This window comes from Caulobacter sp. NIBR1757, from assembly GCF_027912495.1.
Taxonomy (GTDB): domain Bacteria; phylum Pseudomonadota; class Alphaproteobacteria; order Caulobacterales; family Caulobacteraceae; genus Caulobacter.
Genome location: NZ_CP115463.1, coordinates 3780631 through 3805726 on the forward strand (window position 1 = coordinate 3780631; position 25096 = coordinate 3805726).

Below are 25096 nucleotides of genomic sequence, written 5' to 3' on the forward strand. Positions count from 1 at the left end.
GCATGGCTGAGGATCCCATGGAGGCCATCCGGGCCACCTTCTTCATCGAATGCGACGAACTGCTGGCCCAGCTGGAAGAAGGCCTGCTGGCCATGGAGCAGGGCGACACGGACCCCGAAACGATCAATTCGGTGTTCCGGGCCGTGCATTCGGTCAAGGGCGGGGCCGGCGCCTTCGGCCTCGATCCGCTGGTGCGCTTCAGCCATGTGTTCGAGACGCTGCTGGACCAGATCCGGTCGGGCAAGGTCGAGCCGAGCGAGGCCATCGTCGCCGCCCTGCTGCGGGCCGCCGACATGCTGGCAGACCATGTCACCGCGGCCCGTGGCGGCGCGGCGGCCGACGAGGCCCGCTCCAGCCAGATCGGCGAGGCGCTGATGGCCCTGACCGCCGGCGGCTCACCCGAAGCCATCGAGCCGGAATCGGCGGAAATCGAGGGCCTGGCCTTCAAGCCGCTGACCATCACGCTGGACGGCCCCTCCGACCTCGAAGCGACGGATTTCGCGCCGATCCCCTTCGCGGCCCCCTTCGCCGCGCCGCCCGTCGAAGCCGGCTGGGTGATCAGCTTCCGCCCCCACGACGCCCTCTACGCCAAGGCCAACGACTCGGCCCTGGTGCTGCGGGAACTGACGGGCCTCTGCGACGAGGGACTGGGTCAGGCGACCGTCACCTTCGACGACAGCGCCCTGCCGGGCCTGGAGGCCATGGAGCCGCGCGAGGCCTATCTGGCCTGGACGATCAGGCTGCCCGGATCGGTGGCCGAGGATGACATCCGCGAGGCCTTCGCCTTCGTCGATGAGGACTGCGACCTCGATATCGCCCGCGAAGGCGTCGAGGGCTCCCCGACGATGGACTCGTCCGGGTCCGACGAAATCGCCGCCTTCGACATCTCGGCGCTGATCCAGCCGCCGATCGAAGCCGAGCCCCCGCCCCTGGACCTGCTCGGCAGCCTGCTGGCGCAGGCTCAGGAACCGCCGCCGGCGGCGGCACCTGCCCCGCCGCCGAAACCCGTGGCGGCGGCTGACCCGGCCCCAAAGGCCGACGCGGCCGCCCCGGGCGCCCCTCAGGCGGCGGTCCCGCAGACCATCCGCGTCGATCTCGACCGGGTGGACCGGCTGATCAACCTGGTCGGCGAGATGGTCATCAACCAGGCCATGCTGGCCCAGCGGGTGATGGAGTCGGGGGCCGGCAAGGCCGCCGACGTCAACCTGGCGCTGGCCGAGCTGGAGCTGCTGACCCGCGGCATCCAGGACAGCGTCATGGCCATCCGCGCCCAGCCGGTGAAGTCGGTGTTCCAGCGCATGCCGCGCCTGGTCCGCGAAGTCGCCGAGGCGACCGGCAAGCGTGTGCGGCTGGTCACCGAGGGCGAGGGCACCGAGGTCGACAAGACGGTGGTCGAACGGCTGTCCGATCCCATCACCCACATGATCCGCAACGCCATCGACCACGGGCTGGAAACCCCGGCCGAGCGCGAGGCGAACGGCAAGTCCGGCGAAGGCGTCGTGCGGCTGACCGCCGCCCACCGTTCGGGCCGGATCGTCATCGAGGTCGCCGACGACGGCAAGGGCGTCGATCGTCCCCGTGTGAAGGCCAAGGCCATCGAGAACGGCCTGATCGCGCCCGACGCCCAGCTGTCGGACGAGGAGATCGACAACCTGATCTTCGCCCCCGGCTTCTCCACCGCCTCGGCGGTGTCGGACATCTCCGGCCGCGGCGTCGGCATGGACGTGGTCAAGCGCTCGGTGCAGGCGCTGGGCGGCCGCATCTCGATCATCTCCACCCCCGGCCAGGGCTCGCGCTTCTCGCTCAGCCTGCCGCTGACCCTGGCGGTGCTCGACGGCATGGTGGTGACGGTGGGCAAGCAGACCCTGGTCGCGCCCCTGACCGCCATCATCGAAAGCCTGCGTCCGCGCCCGGGCGAGGTCCGCCCGCTCGGTCCCAACCAGCGCGTGCTGCAGATCCGCGACGAATATGTGCCGCTGATCGACACCGGCGCGGCGCTCGGCTTTGGACCTTCGGCTCTCAGCCCCAGCGAGGGCGTTGTCCTGCTGGTCGAGAGCGAGGCCGGGCGGGTCGCCCTGATGGTCGATCACATCCAGGGTCAGCGCCAGGTGGTGATCAAAAGCCTGGAGACCAACTACCAGGCGACCGAAGGTGTCGCCGCCGCCACCATCCTGGGCGATGGCCGCGTCGCCCTGATCCTCGACATCGACGGCCTGGTCGCCACGCATCGCCGCGGCGCGCCGAAGACTGACTCCTCCACGTCCCAATCCCCGATACCGATGGCCCTCGCAGGATGACCCCGATGACGCAAGCCGCCGACAGCGCCCACGAGGGCAGTGAACTGATCTCCTTCCGCATCGGCGAGCAGGAGTTCTGCGTGGACATCATGGCCGTGCGCGAGATCCGCGGCTGGACCCCGGCCACGCCGGTGCCCCACTCGCAGCGCTTCGTGAAGGGGGTGATCAACCTGCGTGGGGCGGTGCTGCCGGTGGTCGACCTGGCCGACCGGCTGGGCATTGGCGTCGCCGAGGAAAGCGCTCGCCACGTCATCATCGTGGCGCAGATCCGCGACCGCATCGTCGGCCTGCTGGTCGATGCGGTCTGCGACATCCTGTCGACCGCCGAGCACAAGATCCAGCGCACGCCCGATCTGGCCGGAGACCCGATGCAGAACTTCATCCGTGGACTGATCACGCTGGAGGGTCGGATGATCAGCCTGATCGACCTTGACCTGATCCTCGATCAGACCCGGGCGGAGGCGGCTTGAGGTCGATGGCCGCTCTGGACGCTCCTTCGACGCAAGGCGGGGGCCGGGAATTCGCCTTCACGGGTGAGGATTTCCGGACCATCGCCGCCGTCCTGCACGGTGACGCGGGCATCTACCTGCCCGACACCAAGGCCACCCTGGTCTATTCCAGGCTGGCCAAGCGGCTGCGCGTGCTGGGCATGTCGAGCTTCCGCGAATACTGCGCCCTGATCCAGGGTCAGAATGGCCTCGACGAGCGCCAGGCCATGCTGGCCGCCCTGACCACCAACGTCACCCGCTTCTTCCGCGAACCGCACCACTTCGAGGATTTGCGCGACAAGGTGATGCCGGCCCTGGCCGCCAAGGCCCGCTCCGGCGGCCGGGTGCGCCTGTGGTCGGCCGGCTGTTCGACGGGGCCGGAGCCCTATTCGATGGCCCTGACCCTGCTGGGCGTGCTGCCCGACGCGGCGCGCCACGACGTCAAGATCCTGGCCACCGACATCGATCCCAATGTCGTTCAGACCGCCCGCGCCGGCGTCTACAGCCGCGAGGCCCTGGAAGCGGTGCCGGCCAGCGACCGCAAGCACCTGATGCGCGATCCCGCCGCCGGATCCGACATGTGGCGACTGTCGGACGAAGTGCAGGATCTGATCACTTTCCGCGAGTTGAACCTGGTCCGGCCCTGGCCGATGAGCGGCAAGTTCGACGTCATCTTCTGCCGCAACGTCGTCATCTACTTCGACGACGCCACCCAGGAGCAGGTCTGGAAGAAGTTCATCGACGTGATGAACCCTGGCGCCCGCCTCTACATCGGCCACTCCGAGCGGGTCAGCGGCGACGGCGGCCGCCTGATCAGCGACGGGCTCACCGCCTACCGTCTGGGAGCCGCCCGATGAGCCGCGTCACCGTTCTGGTCGTCGATGACAGCGCCACCATGCGCAGCCTGATCTGCGCCGTGCTGCGCCGCGATCCCGATATCGAGGTCATTGGACAGGCCGGCGATCCGCTGGAGGCCCGCGAGGCCATCAAGCGGCTGAACCCGGACGTCATCACCCTGGACATCGAGATGCCGAACATGAGCGGCATCGAGTTCCTCGAGAAGATCATGCGCCTGCGCCCGACGCCGGTGATCATGATCTCGACCCTGACCCAGGCCGGGGCCGACATCACCATCGAGGCCCTCGCGCTCGGCGCCGTCGACTGCGTCGGCAAGCCCGGCCACGGAATGATCGCCGCCGACGCCTTCGGCGGCCTGCCCGAGAAGGTCAAGGCGGCCGCTCGGTCCCGCCTGCGTCCGCTGGGCGACGCGCCGCCCGCGCAGGCGGCGACGGGGCCCGCCTTCAAGCCCAACGGCTCGGTGGTGGCCATCGGCTCCTCGACCGGCGGGGTCGAGGCCCTGCTGTCGGTCATCCCCGCCCTGCCCGCCAACGGCCCGCCGACGGTGATCACCCAGCACATGCCGGGGACCTTCACCGGGAGCTTCGCCAAGCGGCTCGACAGCGCCTCGGCCGCCCATGTCACCGAGGCCGTGGACGGCGATCGGCTGGAGCCGGGCCGCGTCTTCCTCGCCCCCGGCGGCGATCGACACCTGACCGTCGTGAAGGCGGGCGGAATCCTGCGCTGCCGCCTGACCCAGGGCGAGCCCGTCAGCGGCCACTGTCCCTCCGTGGACGTGCTGTTCGACTCCGTCGCCACCGCCGTCGGCAAGAAGGCGGTCGGCGCCATCCTCACCGGCATGGGCCGCGACGGGGCCAAGGGCCTGCTGAGCATGCGTCAGGCCGGGGGCCGCACCCTGGGCCAGGACGAGGCCACCTGCGTTGTCTACGGCATGCCCAAGGCGGCGTTCGAGCTGGGCGCCGTCGAGCGCCAATTCCCCGTTTCCCGCATGGGCGCGCAGATCCTCGCCGCCTGCGCCTCGATGTCCGAAGGTTAGAGCAAAATGCCAGCGGCTTCCGCCATTTCCGTCCTCGTCGTCGACGACCAGCTGACCATCCGCGCCCTGGTGCGTTCGGGCCTGCAGCAACTGGGCTTCAAGGATATCCGCGAGGCCGCCGACGGCGAGGCTGCCCTGCGCGAGCTGCTGGCCAAGCCGGCTCACCTGGTGATCAGCGACTACAACATGCCCAAGCTGGACGGCCTGGGCCTGCTGCGCGCCGTGCGCGCCCACCCGCCCTTCCGCACCATCGCCTTCATCATGCTGACCGGCCGCGCCGACACCGACCTGGTTCAGCGGGCCGTGCAGTTCGGAGTCAACAACTACCTGGTCAAGCCCTTCACCGTTCAGGTTCTCAAGGAAAAGATCGAGGCGGTGTTCGGAGCGCTGACCGCATGACCACGCTTGCCCAGACCGTCGTCGACGCCAGAGGACGCACCCTTCACATCGGCCAGGGCGAGCATCAGGTCTCGTCCGACCCGGGGGTGGCGATCACCACCATCCTCGGGTCCTGCATAGCCGCCTGTATCCGCGATCCGGTCAGCGGCGTCGGCGGCATGAATCACTTCCTGCTGCCGGAAGGCGACGCCGCCGCCGACAGCGAGGCCGGTCGCCGTTACGGCGTCAACGCCATGGAGCGGCTGATAAACAGCCTGCTGGCGGCCGGCGCCCGGCGCGACCGCCTGGAGGCCAAGCTGTTCGGCGGCGCCAGCATGTTCGACCGCCTGCGCAACATCGGGGCCGAGAACGCCGCCTTCGCCCACCGCTTCCTCAGCGCCGAAGGCATCACAGTCGTCGGCGGCGACACCGGCGGAGACAAGGCCCGGCGCATTCGCTATTGGCCGACCACCGGCCAGGCCCAGCAGAAGCTGCTGACTGACAACGATCCGGTCGTCTTTGTGCGCGAACGGACGATCGCCGTGGCTCCGCCGCCGATGGCCGTCGCGTCCGGCGACCTGGAGCTGTTCTGATGAGCCAGACCGCCGCCCTGAAGACCGTCGAATCCGCCCAGTCCGCCCCCCACCGGCTGAGCTGCGTGCTCGACGGCATCGCCTACGAACTGGACCGTCTGCAGACCCAGGCCCTGCGGCTGCAGGACGTCTGCAACGGACCAGACCCGGATCCGGTCATGGTCCAGGAGCTCCAGGCCCTGGACCTGATGACCCAGAGCCTGTCGGCCCTCGCCCAGTTCGTCTGGGGCCTGATCGACCAGCTGCCGAACGATATCGAACTCGACCTCGGCGTTCTGCTGAGCGCCGTGCCGTTGCACGATCTGGCCGGCCGCCTTGCCGCCGGCGCGGCCGGCACCTCACTGATCTTCGAGGACCCGCAGTCGGGCGACTTCGACCTGTTCTGATCGATGGCTCCCGTCCCGCCTCTCCTGTCCTCAAGCGTAAAGATAGATCTCTCACGGAGCCGGGTCCTGCTGCTCGACGACAATCGCGCCCATCTGGACATGCTGGGCGGGGTGTTGAACGGCTTTGACCTGCGCAAGCAGAACAAGTGCGAGAGCGTCGAGGCGGCCAAGGACGCCCTCTATGGCGCCCAGTTCGACCTGGTCATGGTCGAGGCGGCGATGTCAGGACAGAACGGCTTCGACTTCATCCGCTGGCTGCGCCGCACGGGGCCGGACAACAACCGCACCGTTCCCGTGCTGGTCGTCACCGGGGCCACCAGTAAGGACGAGGTGACCATGGCCCGCGACTGCGGCGCCAACTTCGTGGTCGCCAAGCCGGTGACGCCGGTGGTCCTGTTGCAGCGGATCATCTGGCTGGGCCGGGACACCCGGATGTTTGTCGAAGCGGAATCCTATGTCGGGCCGGATCGCCGCTTCAAGGCCTTCGGCCCGCCGCCCGGCATGAAGGGCCGTCGCCGCGACGACCTGACTGCCGAGATCGGCTTCGCCTCGGAGCCGAACATGTCCCAGAACGAGATTGATATGCTGATCAAGCCCGCCCGCGTGGTGCTGTGAGCGCCGCCCGCGTCTTCAAGCCCAACAACCCGTTGGCCGGCACGGTTGGCGGCGAGCGGGGCCTTCGCGTCGATACCGTGTTGAACAACGCCGAAGCCCAGCTCAAGCGCATGCAGGATCCGCTGCGCGCATCCCTGGCCGCGTGGGTGAACGAGATCCTCGTCCTGTCGGCCGAGCCCGCGCCTGACCGGGCCCGGCTGTCCTGGCTGGCCAATGGTGTCTTCGGGGTGGCGGGGGCCTGCGATCTGGACGCGCTGGCCCGCTGCGGCGGCCTGCTGGGCCGCGCCATCGAGGCGATGGGCCAGACCTGGCGCCGCGACGCCGCCGGCCTCTACGCGGCCTCGATGGTCAGACTTCTGGGCGGTGCGTCAAAGGCCGAGGAAACGGCCGTCCTGGCCTCGCTCGAGGCGATGACCAAACGTCTCGCCGACGCCCCCTGAAGATCTCGGCTCAGCCGCGGGCGGAGGTCTTGCGGCTGAAGGCCGACAGTTCCGAGACCCGCGGCAGCTTGGCCGCCTGTTCGACCAGCAGACGCTCGATTTCACGCGCGGCGTCGACCGCCTCCTCCGGCGGGGCGACGATCGACTGACGGGTTTCGGTCAGGACCGCGGCGATGGCCGCGCTGGCGTTGACGTCTTCTACCCGCACGATGTCCGCCTCGTCGGCCAGGGAACGGTCGATGGCGCGGCGCGCTTCCGCCGACATGGCGGCCAGGGCCTGCAAGGTGGCGCGGCCGAAGGCCAGGGCGCAGCTGACGTCGATGTCCAGGGCGTCGATGCGCGCGCGCAGGTCTTCGTTGGTCGTGGCGGTCTGCAAGTCGGGGTCCCCGGGAGGGTGACGCGATTTCAAAGATGCGCCCTGCGTCCTCGGCACACCCTTACGCAAACTGAGGGTGCAGGTACCGACGGGAAGGCCGGATGTCAAGAAAAAAGGTGCATTTACAACTATCTGACTGACCTACTTTCGACACTGCAAATATCTTAATGAGCGATTATCGGCGTTAGCGATAATTTGGCACGGTGACTGCTGTAAGTGATTGCCATTTATACGGGAACCTGATGCATTGCCTCATGGCTTTGGATGGACACGGGTGATGGCGGAGCGGGGCGAGCCCGACCTGCAGTCGGCGGACCGCGGTCTTGAAGACCGCCTGGTCCCCGGGCAGCTGTTCTTCCTGCTGCACCATCTGGTCCGCCAGCGGGAATCGGCGCTGGGCGAGGTTCTGGCGCCCGTTGGTCTCTCCCTGCTGCAGTGGCAGGTGATGTCGACCCTGACGCGGCTGGAGCGGGCGACGATGGGCGACGTGGCCGCCTTCTGCGCCGCCGACCGCACCACCCTGACCCGCACCATCGACAAGATGGTCGAGGCCGGCCTGATCCAGCGCGACCGCGACCGGAAAGACCGGCGCCAGGTGCATCTGGTGCTGACCGCCGCCGGCCAGGACCGCTTCCTGCGCGGCCTGGACGCGGTCGAGCCGTTCAACCGACGGGTCGCGCGGGTGATCAGGCCCGAGGAACTCAGCGTCCTGGAGGCGATGATCCGCCGCGTGCTGAACGACGTGCTGGACGATCCCGACTGGGTCGAGGACCTGATGGCCTTTCGCCGCCTGAAACAGGCGAAGCGCGCCGGGATCACCGCGTGAACTGGCGGGATCCCGAGGCCCGGGGGGCGGGCCACGACTTCATGGCCGACCTGCCGGAACAGCTGTTCTACATGGTCTACCAGGTGCACCGGCGGCGCGAGATCGCCATCGAACAGGTGCTGAAGGACGCCAATCTGACCATGGCCCTGTGGCGCGCCCTGTTGACGGTGCACCGCATGGAGCCCTGCACGATGAACGAACTGGCCCGCTGGACATCGCTGGAGCGGACCAGCCTGACCCGCACCCTGGACCAGATGGAAGACCAGGGCCTGATCACCCGCACCACCCCGCCGAAGGACCGTCGCCAGGTCGTGGTGGCGCTGACCCCGGCCGGACATGAGGCCTATCAACGCGGCTACAGCGCCGTCACCGCCTGGAACCGCGCCGCCCTGGACGGCCTGCCGACCGACCAGCTGGCGGCGCTGAAAACAGCGCTGGACCATATCCTGACGTCGGCCATGGACGACAAGACGCTGGCCCGGGACATCGTCGAGTTCGACTTCCGGCCCCGGCCGCACCAAGCCTGAGCGGCCGCTAGAATTCTTCCCACTCGTCTGTCTTGCGCTGCGCGCCGCCCGCGCCGACCACCTTCATGGCGGTGTGGGTGCGGGCCGGAGCCGGCGCGGGCGCCGGCATCCGATGGCCCTGCGCCTCGCCGACCTGGAAGCGGCCGATGAGAGCGGTCAGACCCTCGGCCTGCTGGGCCAGGGCATGGCTGGCGGCGGTGGTCTCCTCGACCATGGCCGCGTTCTGCTGGGTGACCTGGTCCATTTGATTGACGGCGATGTTGACCTCGGCCAGGGCCGTCGACTGTTCGTTGGCCGAGGCGGCGATCTCGCTGACCAGGGCGTTGACGCCGCCGACCTTGTCGATGATGCGCAACAGGGTCTCGCCGGTCTGGCCGACCAGGGAGACGCCGCGATCGACATGCTGACCGCTGGCCGAGATCAGGGCCTTGATCTCGCGCGCGGCGTCGGCCGAGCGCTGGGCCAGGGCCCGGACTTCCTGGGCGACGACGGCGAAGCCCTTGCCGGAATCGCCGGCCCGGGCGGCCTCTACGCCGGCGTTGAGGGCCAGAAGGTTGGTCTGGAAGGCGATCTCGTCGATCACCCCGATGATCTGGCCGATCTGGCGCGAGCTTTCCTCGATGGCGCTCATCGCCGACGTGGCGTCACGGACGATGGCGCCGCTCTGCGCGGCCTCATCGGTGGCGGCCTCGGCGGCCTCGCGAGCCTGGGTGGCTCCTTCGGCGGCGCGGCGGACAGTGGCGGTGACCTCTTCGAGGGCGGCGGCGGTTTCCTCCAGGCTGGCGGCCTGCTGCTCGGTGCGGCGCGACAGGTCGTCGGAGGCCTGGGAGATTTCATCCGTACCCGTATGAATGCCGTCGGCGGCCTCGCGCACCGTCCGCATGGTCGCCTGCAGCCGGTCGACGGCGGCGTTGAAGTCGGCGCGCAGCCGTTCGTAGTCGGCGGCGAAGGGCTGGGTGATGCGGAACGTCAGATCGCCGTCGGCCAGGCTCGACAGCCCTTGCCCCAGCGACTCGACGACACACTTCTGGATCTGCTCGGCGGCGGCGCGGCGTTCCTCGTTCTCGCGGCGCTCTTCCTCGATCTTCTCCCGCTCGTCGGCGGCCTCCAGTTCGGCCTGACGGTCGACGACCGCCTGGCGGAAGGCGAACAGGGCCTGGGCCATGACGCCGATCTCATCCTTGCGACGGGTGTGCGGCGGCTCGACCGACATGTCTCCCTTGGACAGCCGGGTCAAGGCGCTGGTGATGTCGCTGAGCGGCTTCACCAGCGCCTTGCGGGCCACGACGATCAGCAGGGCGGCGAAGGCCATGCCGAGACCCAGCATGACCAGCATGACGATCTGGGCCAGGCCGGCCTCGGCGGTGGCGCCGGCGGCTTCCGCCTTGGCGGCGGTCTCGATCTTCTGGGAGGCCTCCTCCATCTTCCCTTCGAGGGCCTGAAACTGGGTCATGAACTCGGGGGTCTTGGCCTGGCCTGCGGCCAGGCTCTGCTCGGCGGCCGCGACCGTGCCTTCCGCCGAAGCGATGTAGCTCGCGAGCGGCGCTTCCAACGCCTGCAACGCGGCCTTGGCGGCCGGATCGGTGGCCAGGGTCTTGTTGCGCTCGACGGCCTCGCGGAAGGCGGTGGTGTGTTCGGAGAGGTCAGCCTTGACCTCGTCAAAGCCAACTCCGGTGGCGGGGTCGGCGGCGCGCAGGGCGGACAGCACGTCGGCCCGGAGGGCGTCGTGCATCATGTCGGCATACATGTGATTGCGGAGGACCGAGGCCGACCGGGTCGAGTCCCGCAGATTGCCGCTCAGGTTGAAGGCCGCCCAGATGCCGGCCCCGGCGGTCAAGCCCGCCAGCGCCAGGACGGCGATGCCGGCCATCAGCACCTTGCCGTTGATCGACGAGAAGTTCATCGCAGTCTCCCCCCGCAGTCCGGGACAGTAAGAACTAAGGGCGGATCCTTGCGGCATGGTTAATTTTGAGAACGCGCATCGCCCCACCCTTGGTGTGTTCTCCTGTCCAGATCGATCTCGAACGGTTAACAGGATGACCAAACGGCCAATACGTATAATTGCTGATAGGACGCTTCCCGTAACGAATTGAAATCACCATTTCATTTTTCTCAAATGACCCGCATTGGGGATTAGAGAATCTACGTAGGCTCGGATTTAACCTGAATTTATACAGCACCGCCGACTCTCCCGCCCGAACCTATCGGGAGGACGGAATGTTCCCTTTCAAGATCGCGCAGAATCGCGCGGCTCTGCTCGTCGCCACGGCCGCGCTTGCCGCCGCCTCGCCCGCCCTTGCCCAGGAAACGGAGCGCGGCGCCCTGTCCGTCGAGGCGAGCTGGACCGCCGACGTCATCGGCCCGGTCTCCGGCGGCGTGACGCGACAGGCCGAGGTGCTCGACAACATCGACATCATCGCCGACCTGGATCTCGGCAAGGCCATCGGCTGGGACGGGGCGACGCTGCACGGCTACCTGCTGTCCAACAACGGCGGCATCCCCAACGACAACGCCGGCACGCTGCAGGGCATCGACAACATCGAGGTCGCCCGCCAGGGGGCCCGCCTCTATGAACTGTGGCTGGAAGCGCCGCTGGGCCAAGCGACCACGGTGCGGGCCGGGCTCTATGACCTCAACAGCGAGTTCTACGCCAACGACGGCGCCGGCCTGCTGATCAATCCCTCCTTCGGCATCGGCTCGGAACTGGCGGCCACCGGTCCCAACGGTCCATCGATCTTTCCCTCCACCGCCCTGGCCGTGCGGCTGAGCCACGCCTGGGACGGCGGCTATGTGCGCGGCGCGGTGCTCAACGCCCATGCCGGCGTGCCGGGCGATCCGGACGGCGTCGACCTGGACTTCGACAGCGGGGCCCTGGTCATCGCCGAGGCCGGACTGACCGGCAACCTGCGCCTGTCGGTCGGGGTCTGGCGCTACAGCGACGACCAGGACGACATCCGCGATGTCACCCCGGGCGGCGCTCCCGTGCAGCGCACCGCCCAGGGCGTCTATGTCTCCGGCGAGCGGGTGCTGGCCGGGGACGCAGCCTCCACCCAGGTCACCGGCTTCTTCCGGGCCGGGGTTTCCGACGGCGACACCAGCCCCTTCAAGGGCGGCTGGCAGGCCGGGGTGCTGGTCGAGCGGGTCCTCAAGGACCGCCCCGACAGCGCCTTCTCGGTCGGCGTCCAGCAGGGCTACCTGTCCTCGAAGATGCGGGCCAACATGGCCGGCGGCGGCCTCGACGCCTCGAACGCCGAGACAGGATTGGAGGTTACCTACTCGGATCGCCTGGGCGACCGCATCACCCTGCAGCCCGACCTGCAGGTCATCCTCGATCCGGGCGGCGAGAGCGGGGCCGATCCGGTGGTGGTGCTGGGCCTGCGGGTTACGGTGGATCTGTTCTGAGCCCTCGCCGATCCCGAAGCCGAGTATAGCAGGAAATCGCCCCGGAGAAGATTTTTTCTTTGCTAATTCAACGTCATAAGTCCCACCAGGGGTCCACCTGAAACCGCTCTTGGAACCATCCGAAACCTACCGGACGACCAACCTGAACCCACCTGCAGTGGCCCCAAGGAACGAAGTCGAGAGGGCACATTGAATTGCCGCGCACCGATGCTGCGAGCGTTGGCGCCGGCGCCGGCGGCAACGCAAGGTGTCCCCGCCTCGTCCAACATGAATATGTCTAGGCTGTAGGGACGATTTAATCATTTGAGCCAGAGCATGATGCAGGCGAGCTTTACGAAGCCCATGAAGGTTTGGGCGAGCTTGTCGTAGCGGGTGGCGATGCGCCGGCAGTGCTTGATGCGGCTGAAGAAGCGCTCGATGCGGTTGCGCTCTTTATAGATGTCCTTGTCGTAGCTGTGCTTGCGCAGGCGATTGCGGCGCGGCGGCACGACCGGATCACCACCTTGCTCGATGACCTTCGCGTAGAGGGGGTGGGAGTCATAGGCCTTGTCGGCGATGAGATGCTGGGCGGCCAGTCCGTCGATCAGATCGCTGGCCGGAGCCACGTCATTCTGCTGTCCTGGGCCGAGCATCAGCCGGATCGGCAGACCCAGGGCGTCTACGCCGGCGTGGATTTTGGTGCCGAATCCGCCGCGAGAACGGCCAAGCGCCTGGGCGTCCGGGCCCCCCTTTTTCGCCGCGCTCCAGCGGCTTGGGCGTGGGCCCGAATGACCGTGGCGTCGAGCATCACCCATTCCAGGTCAGGGTCCGCCGCCACCGCCGCAAAGATCTTGTCCAGCACGCCCTTCTCGACCCACCGGTAGTATCGCTTCTTGGCTCGTTCAACGGGCCCAAAGCGCTCGGGCAGATCCTTCCACCGGGCCCCCGAACGGGCCATCCACAACAGGGCGTCGATGAACAGACGCCCGTTGCTGCGCGGGCCCCGCTTGCCCTTGCGCCCACCTGGCACAAACGGCTCGATCCGAGCCCACTGATCGTCCCGCAGAACCTCGCCTTCCAAGGCCGCCTCCAAAAAGCAGCTTTGAATCAGAACCCGGAATCCATGGGAATCCTAAATCGTCCCTACAGCCTAGACATATTGCTCAGACCGCCGGGCGGTCCTTGCAGATGGCCTGGAAGCCGGCGGCCATGAAGGTGGCGATGCGCAGCTTGATGGCTTCGAAGTCCTCGGAGCTGCAGAGACCGCTGGAGAGGCGGTCGATCCGGCCCGTTCGGGCCAGGGTCAGCATCAGGGCGCCGGTGACGAAGTGGTAGCCCCAGAAGATGTCCTCACGCGAGCAGCCGGGCATCGCCTTCTCGAGGATGTCGACCAGCCGCAGGACGACGCGGTCGAAGTGCTCGTCCATCAGCATCGAGCCTTCGGGGGTGTTGGAGACCAGCGCCCCCAGGGCCCCGTAGTTGCGCCAGCCCTCGCCGCCCTTGATGTAGAGGTCGAGGTCGGTGTCGAGGAAGGCGTGCAGAGCGCCCTCGACGGTCGGCCGGTCGGTGCTGGCGTCGTAGTCGTTGAGGGCCTTCATGCGGGCGTCGATGGTCACCCCTGCGCGGCGGGCGAAGACCGCGTCGAACAGCTTCTTCTTGTCCTCGAAATAGTAGTTCAGCAGCGTGTGGTGCACGCCCACCGCCTTGGCCACGTCCTTGAGGGTGACCCCGTAGAGGCCGTGCTTGGAGAACAGCAATTCGGCGGCGTCGAGGATCTGCTCCATCGACTCGGCGCGTTGTTCGGCCTTGGTGGAGCGGCGTGGCGATGTCTGGGCTTGGGGCACGCGGTACTCTTTCAGGACTGACTGCGTGAGCGTCAAGTCGCCCCTCCGCCGTATTCGGTCCGCAACCGGATTTTGTCGATCTTGCCCGTCGCGGCCAGCGGCATGATGGACAGACGCACAACCCCGTCCGGGATCCACCAGCTGGCGATTTTTCCCTTGAGAGGGGCCAGCAGGGCCTCGTCGCTGATCTCGCCGGCGTCGCGCAGTTCGACCAGCAGCAGGGGCCGCTCGCCCCATTTGGGATCGGCGCGGCCGATGACCGCGGCCAGGGACACCTGCGGCAGGGCGCCGACCACCGACTCGATCTCGACCGGGTTGATCCATTCGCCGCCGGACTTGATCAGGTCCTTGGCGCGGCCGGTGATGATCAGGTTGCCGGCCTCGTCGATGCGGGCCAGGTCGCCGGTGTCGAACCAGCCGTCCGCGTCGAGAGCGGTTTGGGTCTCGCCGAAATAGCGCTCGACGACGGCGGCGCCGCGAACCCGCAGGTTGCCCTCGGCGTTGCGCTGCTCGGGCAACGGTCTGCCCTCCGGGTCGGTGATCAGCAGATCGACGCCGAGGGTCGGGCGACCGGAATTGCCGGCCGGGCGGACCGGGTCGCTCAAGGGGGTGACGGTGCCCGAAGGCGACAGCTCGGTCATGCCCCAGGTGGTCTGGACACGGGCCCCCAGGCGGGTCTCCAGACGCTCCATCAGGGCGGCCGGCATTGGCGCGCCGCCGACGACGATGCGCTTGAGGGTGGGCACATCCGCGCCTGTGGCTTCGAGATGTTCCAGCAGGCCGAGCCAGACGGTGGGCACGCCGACGGCGGTGGTGACGCCCTCGGCGCGGATCAGCCGGGCGAGGCTTTCCCCGTCGTTGTGGCGGCCGGGCAGGACCAGCTTGCCGCCGGCGGCCGGCACGGCGAAGGGCAGGCCCCAGGCGTTGGCGTGGAACATCGGCACCACGGCCAGAACGGCGTCGGCCCCGGAGACGGCCATGGCGTCGACCTGCAGCAGGCGCTGGGCGTGCAGGTAGCTGGAGCGATGGGTGAAGGTCACCCCCTTGGGGGCGCCGGTGGTGCCGGAGGTGAAGCAGAGGCCGCAGGGACTGGTCTCGTCGAACGCGCCCCAGGCCGGGCGGTCCTGGCAGGCCTCGACCAGCGGTTCGAGATTCAGGACCATGGGGCGGCCGGCGCCCTCGGCCGCGTCGCCGTCGATGACCAGCAGGCGTTCGACGCCGGCGGCGCGCTCGGCCACCTGGCGGGCCAGCGGCAGGAGGTCGGCGCTGACGATCAGGATGCGGGCCCCCGAGCGGTCCAGCATCCAGGCGATCTGGTCCGGGTGCAGGCGCGGGTTGAGGGTGTGGCAGACCGCCCCCATGCCCATGATGGCGTACCAGGCCTCGACATGGGCCTGGCTGTTCCAGGCCAGGGTGGCGATGCGATCGCCGAAGCGGCCGCCGAGGTTCTGCAGCACGCCGGAGACGCGGCGGCTGCGATCCTCGAGCGCGGCATAGCCGATCCGCGTGGTGGTCCCGTTCTCGCCGGCGGTGACGACCTCGCCACGCGGATGCCATTTGGCGGCGTGGGTCAGAACCTTGTCGAGCGTCAACGCGAAGGACTGCATGGCGCCGTCGATCATTGTCGCTCCGATGCCTTGAGGGGCAGTGGCGGCGAGAGAATGCCGTGGTTCCAGTTCCAGGGGATGGTCCCGACGGCGCGGCGGCGCAGGATGACGTCCTCGTGCAGGGCGTACATGCCCGGCATCAGCCCGGCCTTGGGAACCGGCTGGACCCCGTAGTCCATGTAGTGGCGCCCCGAGCCGTAAGGGTTCCAGCCGCCGCCGGGGTCGCCGGTCTTGATGAAGTCGACCCACTGGCCGGCCAGGGCGTTGCCGAAGGCGGCCTCTTCCGGCGTCGAGGGCATGCGCGGCCAGGCGGCCGGGAAGCGCTCGGAGAGGCCGAAGAAGTAGGGGATCTCCGAGGCGTGGAAGGCGTGCAGGCCGCGGCTGTCGGCGTCGGGGTAGCCGTGGTCGAACAGGTAGAGGTAGGCCGGTTGGCCGGCGGCGGTCTGCTTGGCGGCGACGCGCTCGGCGGTCCAGCCGTAGATGCTGTCGCGGACGTAGGCGTAGATGCTCTCCTGCATATCGCTGGCGGGATAGAGCTTCAGGAAGGCCTCGGCGTGGGGGCCGTATCGTTCGCGGATGGCGGCCTCGTAGACGGCGGCGGTGGCCGGCGGCTTGGGCGCCAGGAAGCGCAGGGAGCGGATCTCGCCGCTGTTGAAACCGACGAGGACCGGGACCGGGGCCTGTTCGCCGGCGTCGAAGACATCGACCAGTTGCTTGGGCAGCACCTTGCCGTCGATGTTGCCGAACGGCGGGTAGCCGGCCATCACCGCCTTCCAGGTCAGCTCGGTGGCGTCCATGGCCCGCAGGCGGACGAGACCGCGCACGCCGAGCTTGGATTCCAGATTGCTGCCGATCGTCTCGCCCGCCAGTTCGCCGTGGCGGGCCTCCTTCAGGGAGGGGGTCGAGATCATGTAGGCGCTCTCGATGATCGCCTTGTGGAACAGGCCCCGGGCCTTGGGCGCCGCCATCAGGTAGAGGATGGAGAGGCCGCCGGCCGACTCCCCGGCGATGGTGACATTGTCCGGATCGCCCCCGAAGGCGGCGATGTTGCGCTTGACCCATTGAAGGGCGGCGATCTGGTCGAGCAGGCCGTAGTTGCCCGAGACGCCGTCGGGCGACTCGGCGCTGAGGCCCGGGTGGGCGAGATAGCCGAGGACGCCGAGCCGGTAGTTGATGGAGACCACCATGACGCCGCGCCTGGCGAGGTTGGCGCCGTCGTACATCCCGCCGCGGGCGGAGCCGCTGACCAGGGAGCCGCCATGGATCCAGACCATGACCGGGGCCTTGGCGGCGCCCGGGGGTTTCCAGATGTTGAGGGAGAGGCAGTCCTCGCTGAAGGCCTTTAGGTCTTCGGAATAGATGCTGCCGGGCCGCGACGGCGGCTGGATGCAGGCCGGGCCGAAGGCGGTGGCGTCGCGAACGCCGGACCAGGTCGGGGCCGGGGTCGGCGGCTTCCAGCGGTTCTGGCCGGTGGGGGGGCCGGCGAAGGGGAGGTTCCTGAAGCTGTCGATGCCGTTGTTGGAGACGCCCCGGACCGCGCCGGCGGGGGACTGCACGATGGGGCCGGTGGCGGCGAGGGCGGGGGTGGTGAAGATGAGGCCGGCAAGGAGGGAGAGGGCCGACAGGCGCATGGGCACGGACCTTTGGGCGTTCGCCTCGGGGCGCCCTTCTCCCCTCGCGGGAGAAGGTGTCGGCGAAGCCGACGGATGAGGGGGCGCACCGGCTTCGGACACAGCCCGGCCTAACCATTTGCACGCGGCCGAGAGGACAAGGAGCCCCCTCATCCGGCCCTTCGGGCCACCTTCTCCCGCGAGGGGAGAAGGGAGACCAGAGGCGGCTTCGCTGACCTTCGAAATCGTCATGCGAAGACTTCCTTTGCCGCGGTCTCTTCGCGGCCCAGCGCCCGGCCGAGGAACAGGAACAGCACGACCGCCAGGACGTAGAAGGGAACAAGCGTGTAGAGGGCCAGCTGCAGGGAGTGGTCGGGCGAGATGGCCTTGAGCCAGTCGCTGGCGGCGCCGAGATAGGTGGGGCCGAGGCCGAGGCCGATCAGATTCATGACCAGCAGCAGCAGGGCCCCGGACAGCACGCGCTGGTGCGGCTTCACCTCTTCCTGGACCAGCGCCACCGAGGGCGACAGGTAGAAGTAGTTGAGGAACATCGGGACCGACAGGAACAGGATGGACGCCTGCCAGGTCGGGGCCCAGACGAAGCCGATGTAGAAAGGGACTGCCAGGGTGAGGGAAGCCGCAGGCAGCCAAGCGTAGGCCCGCTTGGTCTTCGGAACCAGCCAGTCGGCGAGCCGGCCGGCCAGGAAGATGCCGCCGCCGCCGGCGATGCCGATGACGAGGGCGTACCAGAGGGCGACCTGCTGCAGCGTCATGCCCTTTTCCCGCATCAGGAACAGGGTGGCGAAGTTGAGCAGGGCGTAGGTGACGAACTGGGTGGCGCCGCCGGCCAGGGCGGTGAGCCGCAGGACCGGGCGGGCGAAGAACATGGCGCAGGTGGCCCAGAAGCCTTCCCGGGGCGTGGTGTCGGCGGCGATCGCGGCTTGATCGAGGCCGCCGCGCGGGGGTTCGCGCAGGGTGAAGAAGACCAGGATGGCGGTGGCCACGCCGACCGCGCCGACGGCGACGAAGGCGCTGCGCCAGTCATAGGCCGCGGCGATGGAGGCCCCGAAGGCGACGCCGAGCATCTGGCCGATGGCAGGCCCAAGGTTGAACAGGCCGAGCGCCGTGCCGCGCGTGCCGGGGCCGAAATAGTCGCTGATGATGGCGTAGGAGGGCGGCACGCCGCCGGCCTCCCCCACCCCGACCGCCATGCGGGCCACGACCAGCTGCGGATAGCTGGAGGAGACGCCGCAGGCGATGGTGGCGGCGCTCCACAGGCCGCAGGCGACGGCCACCAGCTTGACCCGGTTGGTGCGGTCGGCCAGCCAGCCGACCGGGATCGAGATGGTGCAGTAGAAGAGGGCGAAGTAGAGCCCGGTGATCAGGCCGATCTGGCCGTCGGTGATCTGAAGGTCATCCTGGATCGGCTTGGCCAGGATCGACAAGAGCTGCCGGTCCAGGAAGTTGAGCACATAGACGAAGCAGAGGACGCCGAGGACGAACCAGGCGCGGGCGCCCGGTCTGGCGGGCGCCACTCCTGCTGAGAGGGGGGCGCCCGCCGTCTGGGGAGGAACTCCGGCCATCCTAGAAGTCGTAGCTCACCCGCACGCCGACGGTGCGCGGGCGCTGGGTGGCGTAGCGGTTGGCCACGAAGGCTTCGGGGTGGACGTAGGTGATCGAGTGGTCGTCGAACAGGTTTTCGACATAGGCGCCGACGGTGACCTTGTCGAAAGCCACGGCGAAGGCGCCGTTGACCACGTCCCAGCTCTCGGTGCGGTCATAGACCGGGCTGGGGACGGTCGGCCGGCCGGGGGTGTTGGGGAAGGACCCCGGGTAGGACCCGACGTGGGCGTAGACCATCGAGACGTTGCCCTCGACCCGGTCGGCGATCTGCCAGCGATAGTTGATATAGGCCGACAGCTGGAACTTCGGGAACGACAGGCGCGAGTTCGGTTCGGCGCCCGAGATTGCCGCCTCGGCCGCCGTCAGGTCGGTGACCTTGGCGTCGTTGAGCGAGCCGTTGAGGCCCAGGGTCAGGCCCTCGACCGGCAGGGCCATGATCTCCCACTCGATGCCCTTGGACACCGCGCCGCCGATGTTGGTGGCGAACTGGACGGAGTCGGAGACGCGGTTGGCCTGGACCTGGATGTTCTGCCAGTCGATGTAATAGACGGCCAGGTTGGCGTAGAGCTTGCCGTCGAACCAGCGTCCCTTCAGCCCGACCTCGTAGTTGGTCAGGTCGTCGGAATCGGCGCCCGGCGGGATGATCAGGTCGGTCGGATCGACCAGGCTGGGCCGGCCGGCGAAGGCATTGACCACCGGTGTGCGGAAGCCGGTCGAGTAGGTGAAGTAGGTGGTCATGTTCGGCACGGGCCGCCAGGACATGCTGAACTTCCACGACGGGTCGGTGGCTTCAACCTTCTTGCCCGTCGCCTTGGCAATCGGGGTGATCGTCAACGGCCCGGGAATGAAGAACAGCGCGTTGACCAGGTAGTTGGAATTGTAGCCGCCTTCGGTGAACCCCTGGGTATCGACCGAGCCGTAGCGCATGCCGCCGGTGACCCACCAGTCGTCGGTGAAGCGGTAGGTCAGCTCGCCGAACAGCGCCTTCTCGTGACCGTTAAAGTGGGTGTACTGCTTCTGGTAGTACTCGTCCGTCAGGCCGGTGATGCCGCGCAGGGCCAGGAACTCTTCGGTCGAGCGGTACTGGTAATCGAAGTCCAGACGGCGATCCATGTAGAAGCCGCCGATCGACCAGTCCCAGCGGCCGCCGGGGTCGGAGACCAGCCGGACCTCCTCCACGAAGGTGTCCTGGCGGCCGACGCCGTCGAGGCCGAAGGCGATGGCGCCGCCGAAGGTGCCGGCCAGATCGACGAAGAACAGCTGGTCATAGAGGGACTTGGTCGTCGAGCTGGTCAGCTTGGCGCCGTCGAACTGGTATTCGACGGTAGCGTTATAGTTGGTCAGCTTGCCGACGAAGAGGTCGGGCCGGTCGGAGACCCGTTTGTCCCAGCCGAGCGCCGGGTTGATCAGGCCGGAGTCCTCGGGGCGCGACTTCTCGTAGGAGGCCAGGAACTTGACCGACAGCCGGTCGGTCGGCTCCCACAAGAGGTTCACCCGGCCGCCCCAGTCGACGAGGCTGTTGGAGTTGTCCTTGCCGGTGCCGAGGTTCTCGGTCCAGCCTTCCTCGTCGCGATAGAAGCCGACGGCGCGCAGGCCCAGCTTGTCGTCGACCAGCGGCACATTGACCATGGCGCTGTAGCGCTGGCGCAGGCCGTCGCCGTCCGTCTGGCCGATATCGACCAGGGCCGACATGTCGAAGTCGTTGAGATCGGGGTTCTTGGTCAGGATGCGCAGGGCGCCGGCCAGCGAGCCGGAGCCGAACAGGGTGCCCTGCGGCCCGCGAAGGAACTCGACCCGCTCGACGTCGTAGAGGGCGGGGTCGATGTTGGTGGAGTTGCCGACGTTGGAGATCGGCAGTTCGTCGATGTAGACGGCGACCGTGCCCTGCAGGTTGGCGCCGTAGCCGTTGGTGGCGACGCCGCGGGCGGTGAAGTTGTTGAAGTTGGCGGTCGGGCGGTTGAGCACGACGCCGGGGGTCTCGATCGCCAGGCCCTCGAAGCCGACGATGCCCTTGGCGGTCAGCTCTTCCTGGCCATAGGCGGTGACGCTGAGCGGCACGTCCTGGATGTTCTCGTCGCGGCGGGTGGCCGAGATGATGACCTCGTCGACGTCGGTGCTTTCCGCCTTGGCGGGCGCGGGGGCCGGCGTGGCCTCGGTTTGGCAGAGCGCGGGCGACGCAGCGCCCAAAGCGACGGCGCAGGCCGTCGCGAGCAGATAACCCTTCATCATTCCCTCCCTTCGGCGCCCGTCTTGATGCGGGGCCGTTGGGAGGACGATGCAACGACGTTCGCCCAGCTGTCAACATTCACTCTCACGAGCGTGAATGTTTTTCGGAACGCGCGTTTGAGGGGGTGAGGCGATGCCCCCCTCCCCGCTGTCATCCTCCGGGGCCGCGCAGCGGCGACCGGGGGACCCAACTGTCCGCGTGATAATGGCCGGGAGTCTGTCCGGAGCCGGCATGGGTCCCCCGGTCCGCTGCGCGGCCGGAGGATGACAGCGGTAGGGAAAGGCGGGAGCCTAGAAGCTCTTGGGCAGCCCCAGCACGTGGGTGCCGACGTGGCTGAGGATCAGGTTCGTCGAGATCGGGGCCACCTGGTAGAGGCGCGTTTCGCGGAACTTGCGCTCGATGTCGTATTCCTCGGCGAAGCCGAAGCCGCCGTGGGTCTGGACGCACATGTCGGCGGCGTACCAGCTGGCCTCGCTGGCCAGCATCTTGGCCATGTTGGCCTCGGTGCCGCAGGGCTCATCCGCGTCGAACATGGCGGCGGCCTTGTCGACCATCAGGCCGGCGGCCGTGACCTGCACATGGGCGCGGGCGATGGGGAACTGGATGCCCTGGTTCTGGCCGATGGGACGACCGAAGACCTCGCGCTCTTTCGCATAGGCCGAGGCGCGGTCGATGAAGAACTTGCCGTCGCCGATGCATTCGGACGCGATCAGGATGCGCTCGGCGTTCATGCCGTCGAGGATATATCTGAAGCCCCGGCCCTCACTCCCGATCAAGTTCTCGACCGGGACTTCCAGGTTGTCGAAGAACAGCTCGGTGGTGGCGTGGTTGAGCATGGTGCGGATCGGCCGGATGGTCAGGCCATTGTTCACCGCCGACCGCATGTCGACGAGCAGGACGCTCATGCCGTCGGAGGTCTTGGCCACCGCCTCGCGCGGGGTGGTGCGGACCAGCAGGACCATCAGGTCGCTGTGTTCGGCGCGGGAGATCCAGATCTTCTGGCCGTTGACGACGTACTTATCGCCTTCCCGCCTGGCGAAGGTGCGCAGGCGGGTGGTGTCGGTGCCGCTGGTCGGTTCGGTGACGCCGAAGGCCTGCAGCCGCAGATCGCCGCTGGCGATGGCCGGCAGGTACTTCGCCTTCTGCTCGGGCGTTCCGTGCCGCAGGATGGTGCCCATGGTGTACATCTGGGCGTGACAGGCGCCGCCGTTGCAGCCCGAGCGATGGATCTCCTCAAGCACCGCCGTCGCCGCGCCGAGCCCGAGGCCCGAGCCGCCGTACTCCTCCGGGATCAGCACCGACAGGAAGCCGGCCTCCGTCAGGGTGGTGACGAACTCGGTCGGATAGGTGCGGTCGCGGTCGAGCGCCTGCCAGTAGGAGCCGGGGAAACCGGCGCAGAGCCTGGCGACCGCTTCGCGGATCTCGGGGAAGGACTGGGTCACGGATGGTCCCTAGAAAATCGTGTAGCCGCCGTCGATGACGAGGCTGTCGCCGGTATGGAAGCGGCTGGCGTCGGACGCGAGATAGACGGCCAGACCGGCGAAGTCGTCCGGCTCGCCCCAGCGGCGCATCGGCACGCGGCTGATGACCTTTTCGTTGAACTTGTCGTTGGCCTGGGCCCCGGCGGTCATGTCCGAACGGATCCAGCCCGGCAGCACGGCGTTGGCGCGGATGCCGTAGCGGGCGAACTCGACGGCGAGACCCCGGATCATCGCCTGCACGCCGGCCTTGGTCGAGGCGTAGGCCTGGTTGCGCGGGGCGCCGTGGATGGCCGAGGTCGAGGAGGTGACCAAGAGGCTGCCGCCCGGATCGCCGGCCTGGGCCCGCTCGACCATGTGCTTGGAGGCTTCGCGGAAGGTCCAGAAGACGGCGTCGAGGTTGACGGTGGTGACCCGGCGCCAGTTCTCGGTGGTCATCTCGGTGAAGGCCGCGCCCTTGCCGACCCCGGCGTTGGCGACCACGAAGTCGAGGCGGCCCATCTCTTTCAGGGCCTCGGCCGTGGCGTCGATGATGGCCTGTTCATTGGCGACATCGACCTGGCGGACCATGACCCGGGTCCCGTGGGCCTTGAGGACCTGTTCGGCATGAGCGTTCTTGTCGGGGTTCTGGCCCCAGATGACGACGTCGGCGCCAGCCTGGGCCAGGCCCTCGGCCATGCCAAGCCCGATGCCGCCGTTGCCGCCGGTCACCAGGGCGACCTTGCCGGTCAGGTCGAAGGGCTTGAAGGTCATCGGGGTCTCCTTGCTGAGTCTCCCCATTGTCGTCGGGCGCCCCTGCGGAGGGCAAGCACCGTCAGACCGTATTGAACACAACCTGTATTTGCGCAATGTTTTCCACAGGCGGGCGGACAGGAGGGCCGACCGCCGCTTCCAGCGTCAGTACAAGAGCCTCTCCGGTGTGACCCGGATCACGATGAGGGGCCTCACAACCTTGTAGTGTTTCCGAGTCCTGACCGAGGAGCCGTCATGCCCGGATTGTCGAACTTCCGCCGTCGCCTTGCCGACGTCGCCCTGGCCGAACTGGCCAACTATGGCGGCATTCCGGAGACCGATCCGCCGCTGCGACCGCGAATCTACAAGACCTACCTGGCCGACCTGGCGCTCGCCGATCCGAACGACCCGCAGGGCTGGGCGATGCCGGCGGACATCACCAGCTGGGCCTGGTCGGCGACCTTCATCTCCTGGTGCGTCAGCCAGGCCGGCGCCAAGCGGCAGGAGTTCGACTTCTCGATCCGCCATTCGACCTTCACCCAGAAGGCCATCGCCGACGCCCTGCAGAACAGGGGCCTGTTCCGCGGTCGCCGGATCGGCGACTACGCCCCGCAGATCGGCGACCTGATCGTCGCCAATCGCGCCAAGGGCAAGATCACCTACGACCAGGCGGCGACCAACAACAACTTCCCCAGCCACAGCGCCATCGTCGTCGATTTCACGGTTCGGAACGGCGTGCGCTTTGCGGTGACCATCGGCGGCAACGAGGGCGACACGGTCGGTCGCACGGAGGTGGCCCTGACCGCCGCCGGCCTGGTCAAGCAGCGGACGATCAACCCCTATGTCTGCGTCATCGAGACCCTGAAGGAGGACGGCCCGGCCCCGGCCGCGACGGTGAAGTCCACGGGCCTGCCGGCCAGCTTCAGGGGCCACGGGACCTTCTTCCACGACATGGCCGCGACCATCGCCGACTACGGCTCGATCCCCAATGTCGTCGCCGCCATGCAGCGGGCCGGCATGGGCCATGCCTGGGTGCGCATCCACGGGGTTTCGGCCTACGCCGGGAAGGCCAAGGCGGACAACAAGGAGATGATCGCCGCCCTGAAGACGGCCGGCATCGCCGTCGCCGGCTGGGGCTGGTGCCAGGGGGCGAACCCCAAGGGCGACGCCGCCCTGGCCGTCAAGGAGCTGAAGGACTACGGCCTGACCGACTATGTCGCCGACATCGAGCCCGGGGTGAACAACGCCCAGTGGACGGCGCTGGAGGTGCAGCAGGTCTGCGAGGGCGTGCGCAAGGCCGGCCTGGGCGGCGGGCTGGCGGTGTCCAGCTTCGCCCTGGTCGACTGGCATGAACCGCAGGTGATGAAGGCCGCCGCGCCCTTCATCGACGCCTGGGCGCCGCAGGTCTACTGGTTCAACTTTCCCAACAGCAAGATGGTCCAGCAGTTCCAGCGGCCGGGCGGCGGCGCCTACACGGCCGGCGATCCGGGGCAGTATGCCGACCTCTGCCTCGACCGCTGGGCGGCCCTGACGGCGCCGACCGCCAAGCCCCTGATCATGACCGGCCAGGCCTACTGGGGCGAGAGCAACTTCACCCAGGCCCAGGCCGACGCCAAGCTCGCCGCCTTCCTGAAGAGCTGGAACGGCTACAGCCGCATCGCCGGCCTCAACTGGTGGCATCTCGGCGGCGGCTCAGGGATGAGCCACGCCATGCTGGAAGCCATCGTCGCCGCCAGGCTTGCGGCCAAACCCTACAGCTGAGTTCACCAGACCG

At 68.2% G+C, this 25096-nt stretch carries 23 protein-coding genes; 13 read left to right on the forward strand and 10 right to left on the reverse strand.

All coding sequences use genetic code 11. From position 1 onward, the window contains the following. Positions 1-2: 2 nt before the first annotated feature. Genes O5I81_RS18260 through O5I81_RS18300 form a run of 9 tightly spaced genes read left to right on the forward strand, consistent with a single transcriptional unit; the run spans position 3 to position 7091 of the window. Positions 3-2297 (forward strand): chemotaxis protein CheA, encoded by a 2295-nt coding sequence (locus O5I81_RS18260; RefSeq protein ID WP_271066289.1) that lies wholly within the window; start codon positions 3-5, stop codon positions 2295-2297. Positions 2298-2302: 5 nt separating this feature from the next. Further along, positions 2303-2767, forward strand: coding sequence for a chemotaxis protein CheW (locus O5I81_RS18265; RefSeq protein WP_271066290.1), 465 nt, complete (start codon positions 2303-2305; stop codon positions 2765-2767). 5 nt (positions 2768-2772) lie between these two features. After that, entirely contained in the window at positions 2773-3642 is an 870-nt protein-coding gene (locus tag O5I81_RS18270) for a protein-glutamate O-methyltransferase CheR (protein ID WP_271066291.1), read from the forward strand. Beyond that, entirely contained in the window at positions 3639-4679 is a 1041-nt protein-coding gene (locus tag O5I81_RS18275) for a chemotaxis response regulator protein-glutamate methylesterase (protein WP_271066292.1), read from the forward strand. Before O5I81_RS18270 ends, O5I81_RS18275 begins: the two co-directional genes overlap by 4 nt. 6 nt (positions 4680-4685) lie before the next feature. Further along, the gene (locus tag O5I81_RS18280) at positions 4686-5078 is read left to right on the forward strand and encodes a response regulator (RefSeq protein WP_271066293.1); all 393 of its coding nucleotides are present in this window, start codon (positions 4686-4688) and stop codon (positions 5076-5078) included. Further along, positions 5075-5650, forward strand: coding sequence for a chemotaxis protein CheD (locus O5I81_RS18285; protein WP_271066294.1), 576 nt, complete (start codon positions 5075-5077; stop codon positions 5648-5650). Before O5I81_RS18280 ends, O5I81_RS18285 begins: the two co-directional genes overlap by 4 nt. Beyond that, the gene (locus tag O5I81_RS18290) at positions 5650-6036 is read left to right on the forward strand and encodes a hypothetical protein (protein WP_271066295.1); all 387 of its coding nucleotides are present in this window, start codon (positions 5650-5652) and stop codon (positions 6034-6036) included. Before O5I81_RS18285 ends, O5I81_RS18290 begins: the two co-directional genes overlap by 1 nt. A 3-nt stretch (positions 6037-6039) precedes the next feature. Then, positions 6040-6651 (forward strand): response regulator, encoded by a 612-nt coding sequence (locus tag O5I81_RS18295; protein WP_271066296.1) that lies wholly within the window; start codon positions 6040-6042, stop codon positions 6649-6651. Beyond that, positions 6648-7091, forward strand: a complete 444-nt coding sequence (locus O5I81_RS18300; RefSeq protein ID WP_271066297.1) for a hypothetical protein — start codon at positions 6648-6650, stop codon at positions 7089-7091. Before O5I81_RS18295 ends, O5I81_RS18300 begins: the two co-directional genes overlap by 4 nt. 10 nt (positions 7092-7101) lie before the next feature. Here O5I81_RS18300 and O5I81_RS18305 read toward each other — a convergent pair whose 3' ends face one another. Beyond that, complete coding sequence (locus O5I81_RS18305; protein ID WP_271066298.1) at positions 7102-7467, reverse strand: hypothetical protein; 366 nt, start codon at positions 7465-7467, stop codon at positions 7102-7104. 277 nt (positions 7468-7744) lie between these two features. Between O5I81_RS18305 and O5I81_RS18310 the strand changes: the two genes are divergently transcribed. Next, on the forward strand, positions 7745-8293 hold the full coding sequence (locus O5I81_RS18310; protein ID WP_271066299.1) for a MarR family winged helix-turn-helix transcriptional regulator: 549 nt from the start codon (positions 7745-7747) through the stop codon (positions 8291-8293). Beyond that, complete coding sequence (locus tag O5I81_RS18315) at positions 8290-8820, forward strand: MarR family transcriptional regulator (RefSeq protein WP_271066300.1); 531 nt, start codon at positions 8290-8292, stop codon at positions 8818-8820. Before O5I81_RS18310 ends, O5I81_RS18315 begins: the two co-directional genes overlap by 4 nt. A gap of 7 nt (positions 8821-8827) precedes the next feature. On the opposite strand, the gene O5I81_RS18320 is transcribed toward O5I81_RS18315, so the two are convergent. Continuing rightward, complete coding sequence (locus tag O5I81_RS18320; protein ID WP_271066301.1) at positions 8828-10723, reverse strand: methyl-accepting chemotaxis protein; 1896 nt, start codon at positions 10721-10723, stop codon at positions 8828-8830. 314 nt (positions 10724-11037) lie between these two features. Between O5I81_RS18320 and O5I81_RS18325 the strand changes: the two genes are divergently transcribed. Continuing rightward, the gene (locus tag O5I81_RS18325) at positions 11038-12222 is read left to right on the forward strand and encodes a carbohydrate porin (protein WP_271066302.1); all 1185 of its coding nucleotides are present in this window, start codon (positions 11038-11040) and stop codon (positions 12220-12222) included. A 299-nt stretch (positions 12223-12521) separates the two neighbouring features. Here the strand turns inward: O5I81_RS18325 and O5I81_RS18330 are convergent. From O5I81_RS18330 to O5I81_RS18365, 8 genes are all read right to left on the reverse strand, one after another. Next, positions 12522-13282 (reverse strand): IS5 family transposase gene (locus tag O5I81_RS18330; RefSeq protein ID WP_271065152.1). Its coding sequence is split into 2 segments (ribosomal slippage): positions 12522-12958 and positions 12958-13282, totalling 762 coding nucleotides; the frame shifts between segments, so codons are not numbered across the junction. Positions 13283-13364: 82 nt separating this feature from the next. Then, entirely contained in the window at positions 13365-13985 is a 621-nt protein-coding gene (locus O5I81_RS18335; RefSeq protein ID WP_271069057.1) for a TetR/AcrR family transcriptional regulator, read from the reverse strand. Positions 13986-14077: 92 nt separating this feature from the next. Beyond that, a complete protein-coding gene (locus O5I81_RS18340) occupies positions 14078-15667 on the reverse strand; it encodes a long-chain-fatty-acid--CoA ligase (protein ID WP_271066303.1) in 1590 nt (529 codons plus the stop codon). Then, the gene (locus O5I81_RS18345) at positions 15664-17283 is read right to left on the reverse strand and encodes a carboxylesterase family protein (RefSeq protein WP_271066304.1); all 1620 of its coding nucleotides are present in this window, start codon (positions 17281-17283) and stop codon (positions 15664-15666) included. Before O5I81_RS18345 ends, O5I81_RS18340 begins: the two co-directional genes overlap by 4 nt. A 227-nt stretch (positions 17284-17510) precedes the next feature. Next, positions 17511-18797, reverse strand: a complete 1287-nt coding sequence (locus O5I81_RS18350) for an MFS transporter (RefSeq protein WP_271066305.1) — start codon at positions 18795-18797, stop codon at positions 17511-17513. Between the two features lie 49 nt (positions 18798-18846). Further along, positions 18847-21111, reverse strand: coding sequence for a TonB-dependent receptor (locus tag O5I81_RS18355; RefSeq protein ID WP_271066306.1), 2265 nt, complete (start codon positions 21109-21111; stop codon positions 18847-18849). Positions 21112-21402: 291 nt separating this feature from the next. After that, entirely contained in the window at positions 21403-22554 is a 1152-nt protein-coding gene (locus O5I81_RS18360; RefSeq protein WP_271066307.1) for an acyl-CoA dehydrogenase family protein, read from the reverse strand. Positions 22555-22563: 9 nt separating this feature from the next. Further along, positions 22564-23343 carry an SDR family oxidoreductase gene (locus tag O5I81_RS18365; RefSeq protein WP_271066308.1) on the reverse strand — a complete coding sequence of 260 codons (780 nt, stop codon included), beginning with the start codon at positions 23341-23343 and terminating at the stop codon, positions 22564-22566. Positions 23344-23577: 234 nt separating this feature from the next. Here O5I81_RS18365 and O5I81_RS18370 point away from each other — a divergent pair, with 234 nt between their 5' ends. Continuing rightward, on the forward strand, positions 23578-25083 hold the full coding sequence (locus O5I81_RS18370; RefSeq protein WP_271066309.1) for a DUF2272 domain-containing protein: 1506 nt from the start codon (positions 23578-23580) through the stop codon (positions 25081-25083). The last annotated feature ends 13 nt before the right edge of the window (positions 25084-25096 follow it).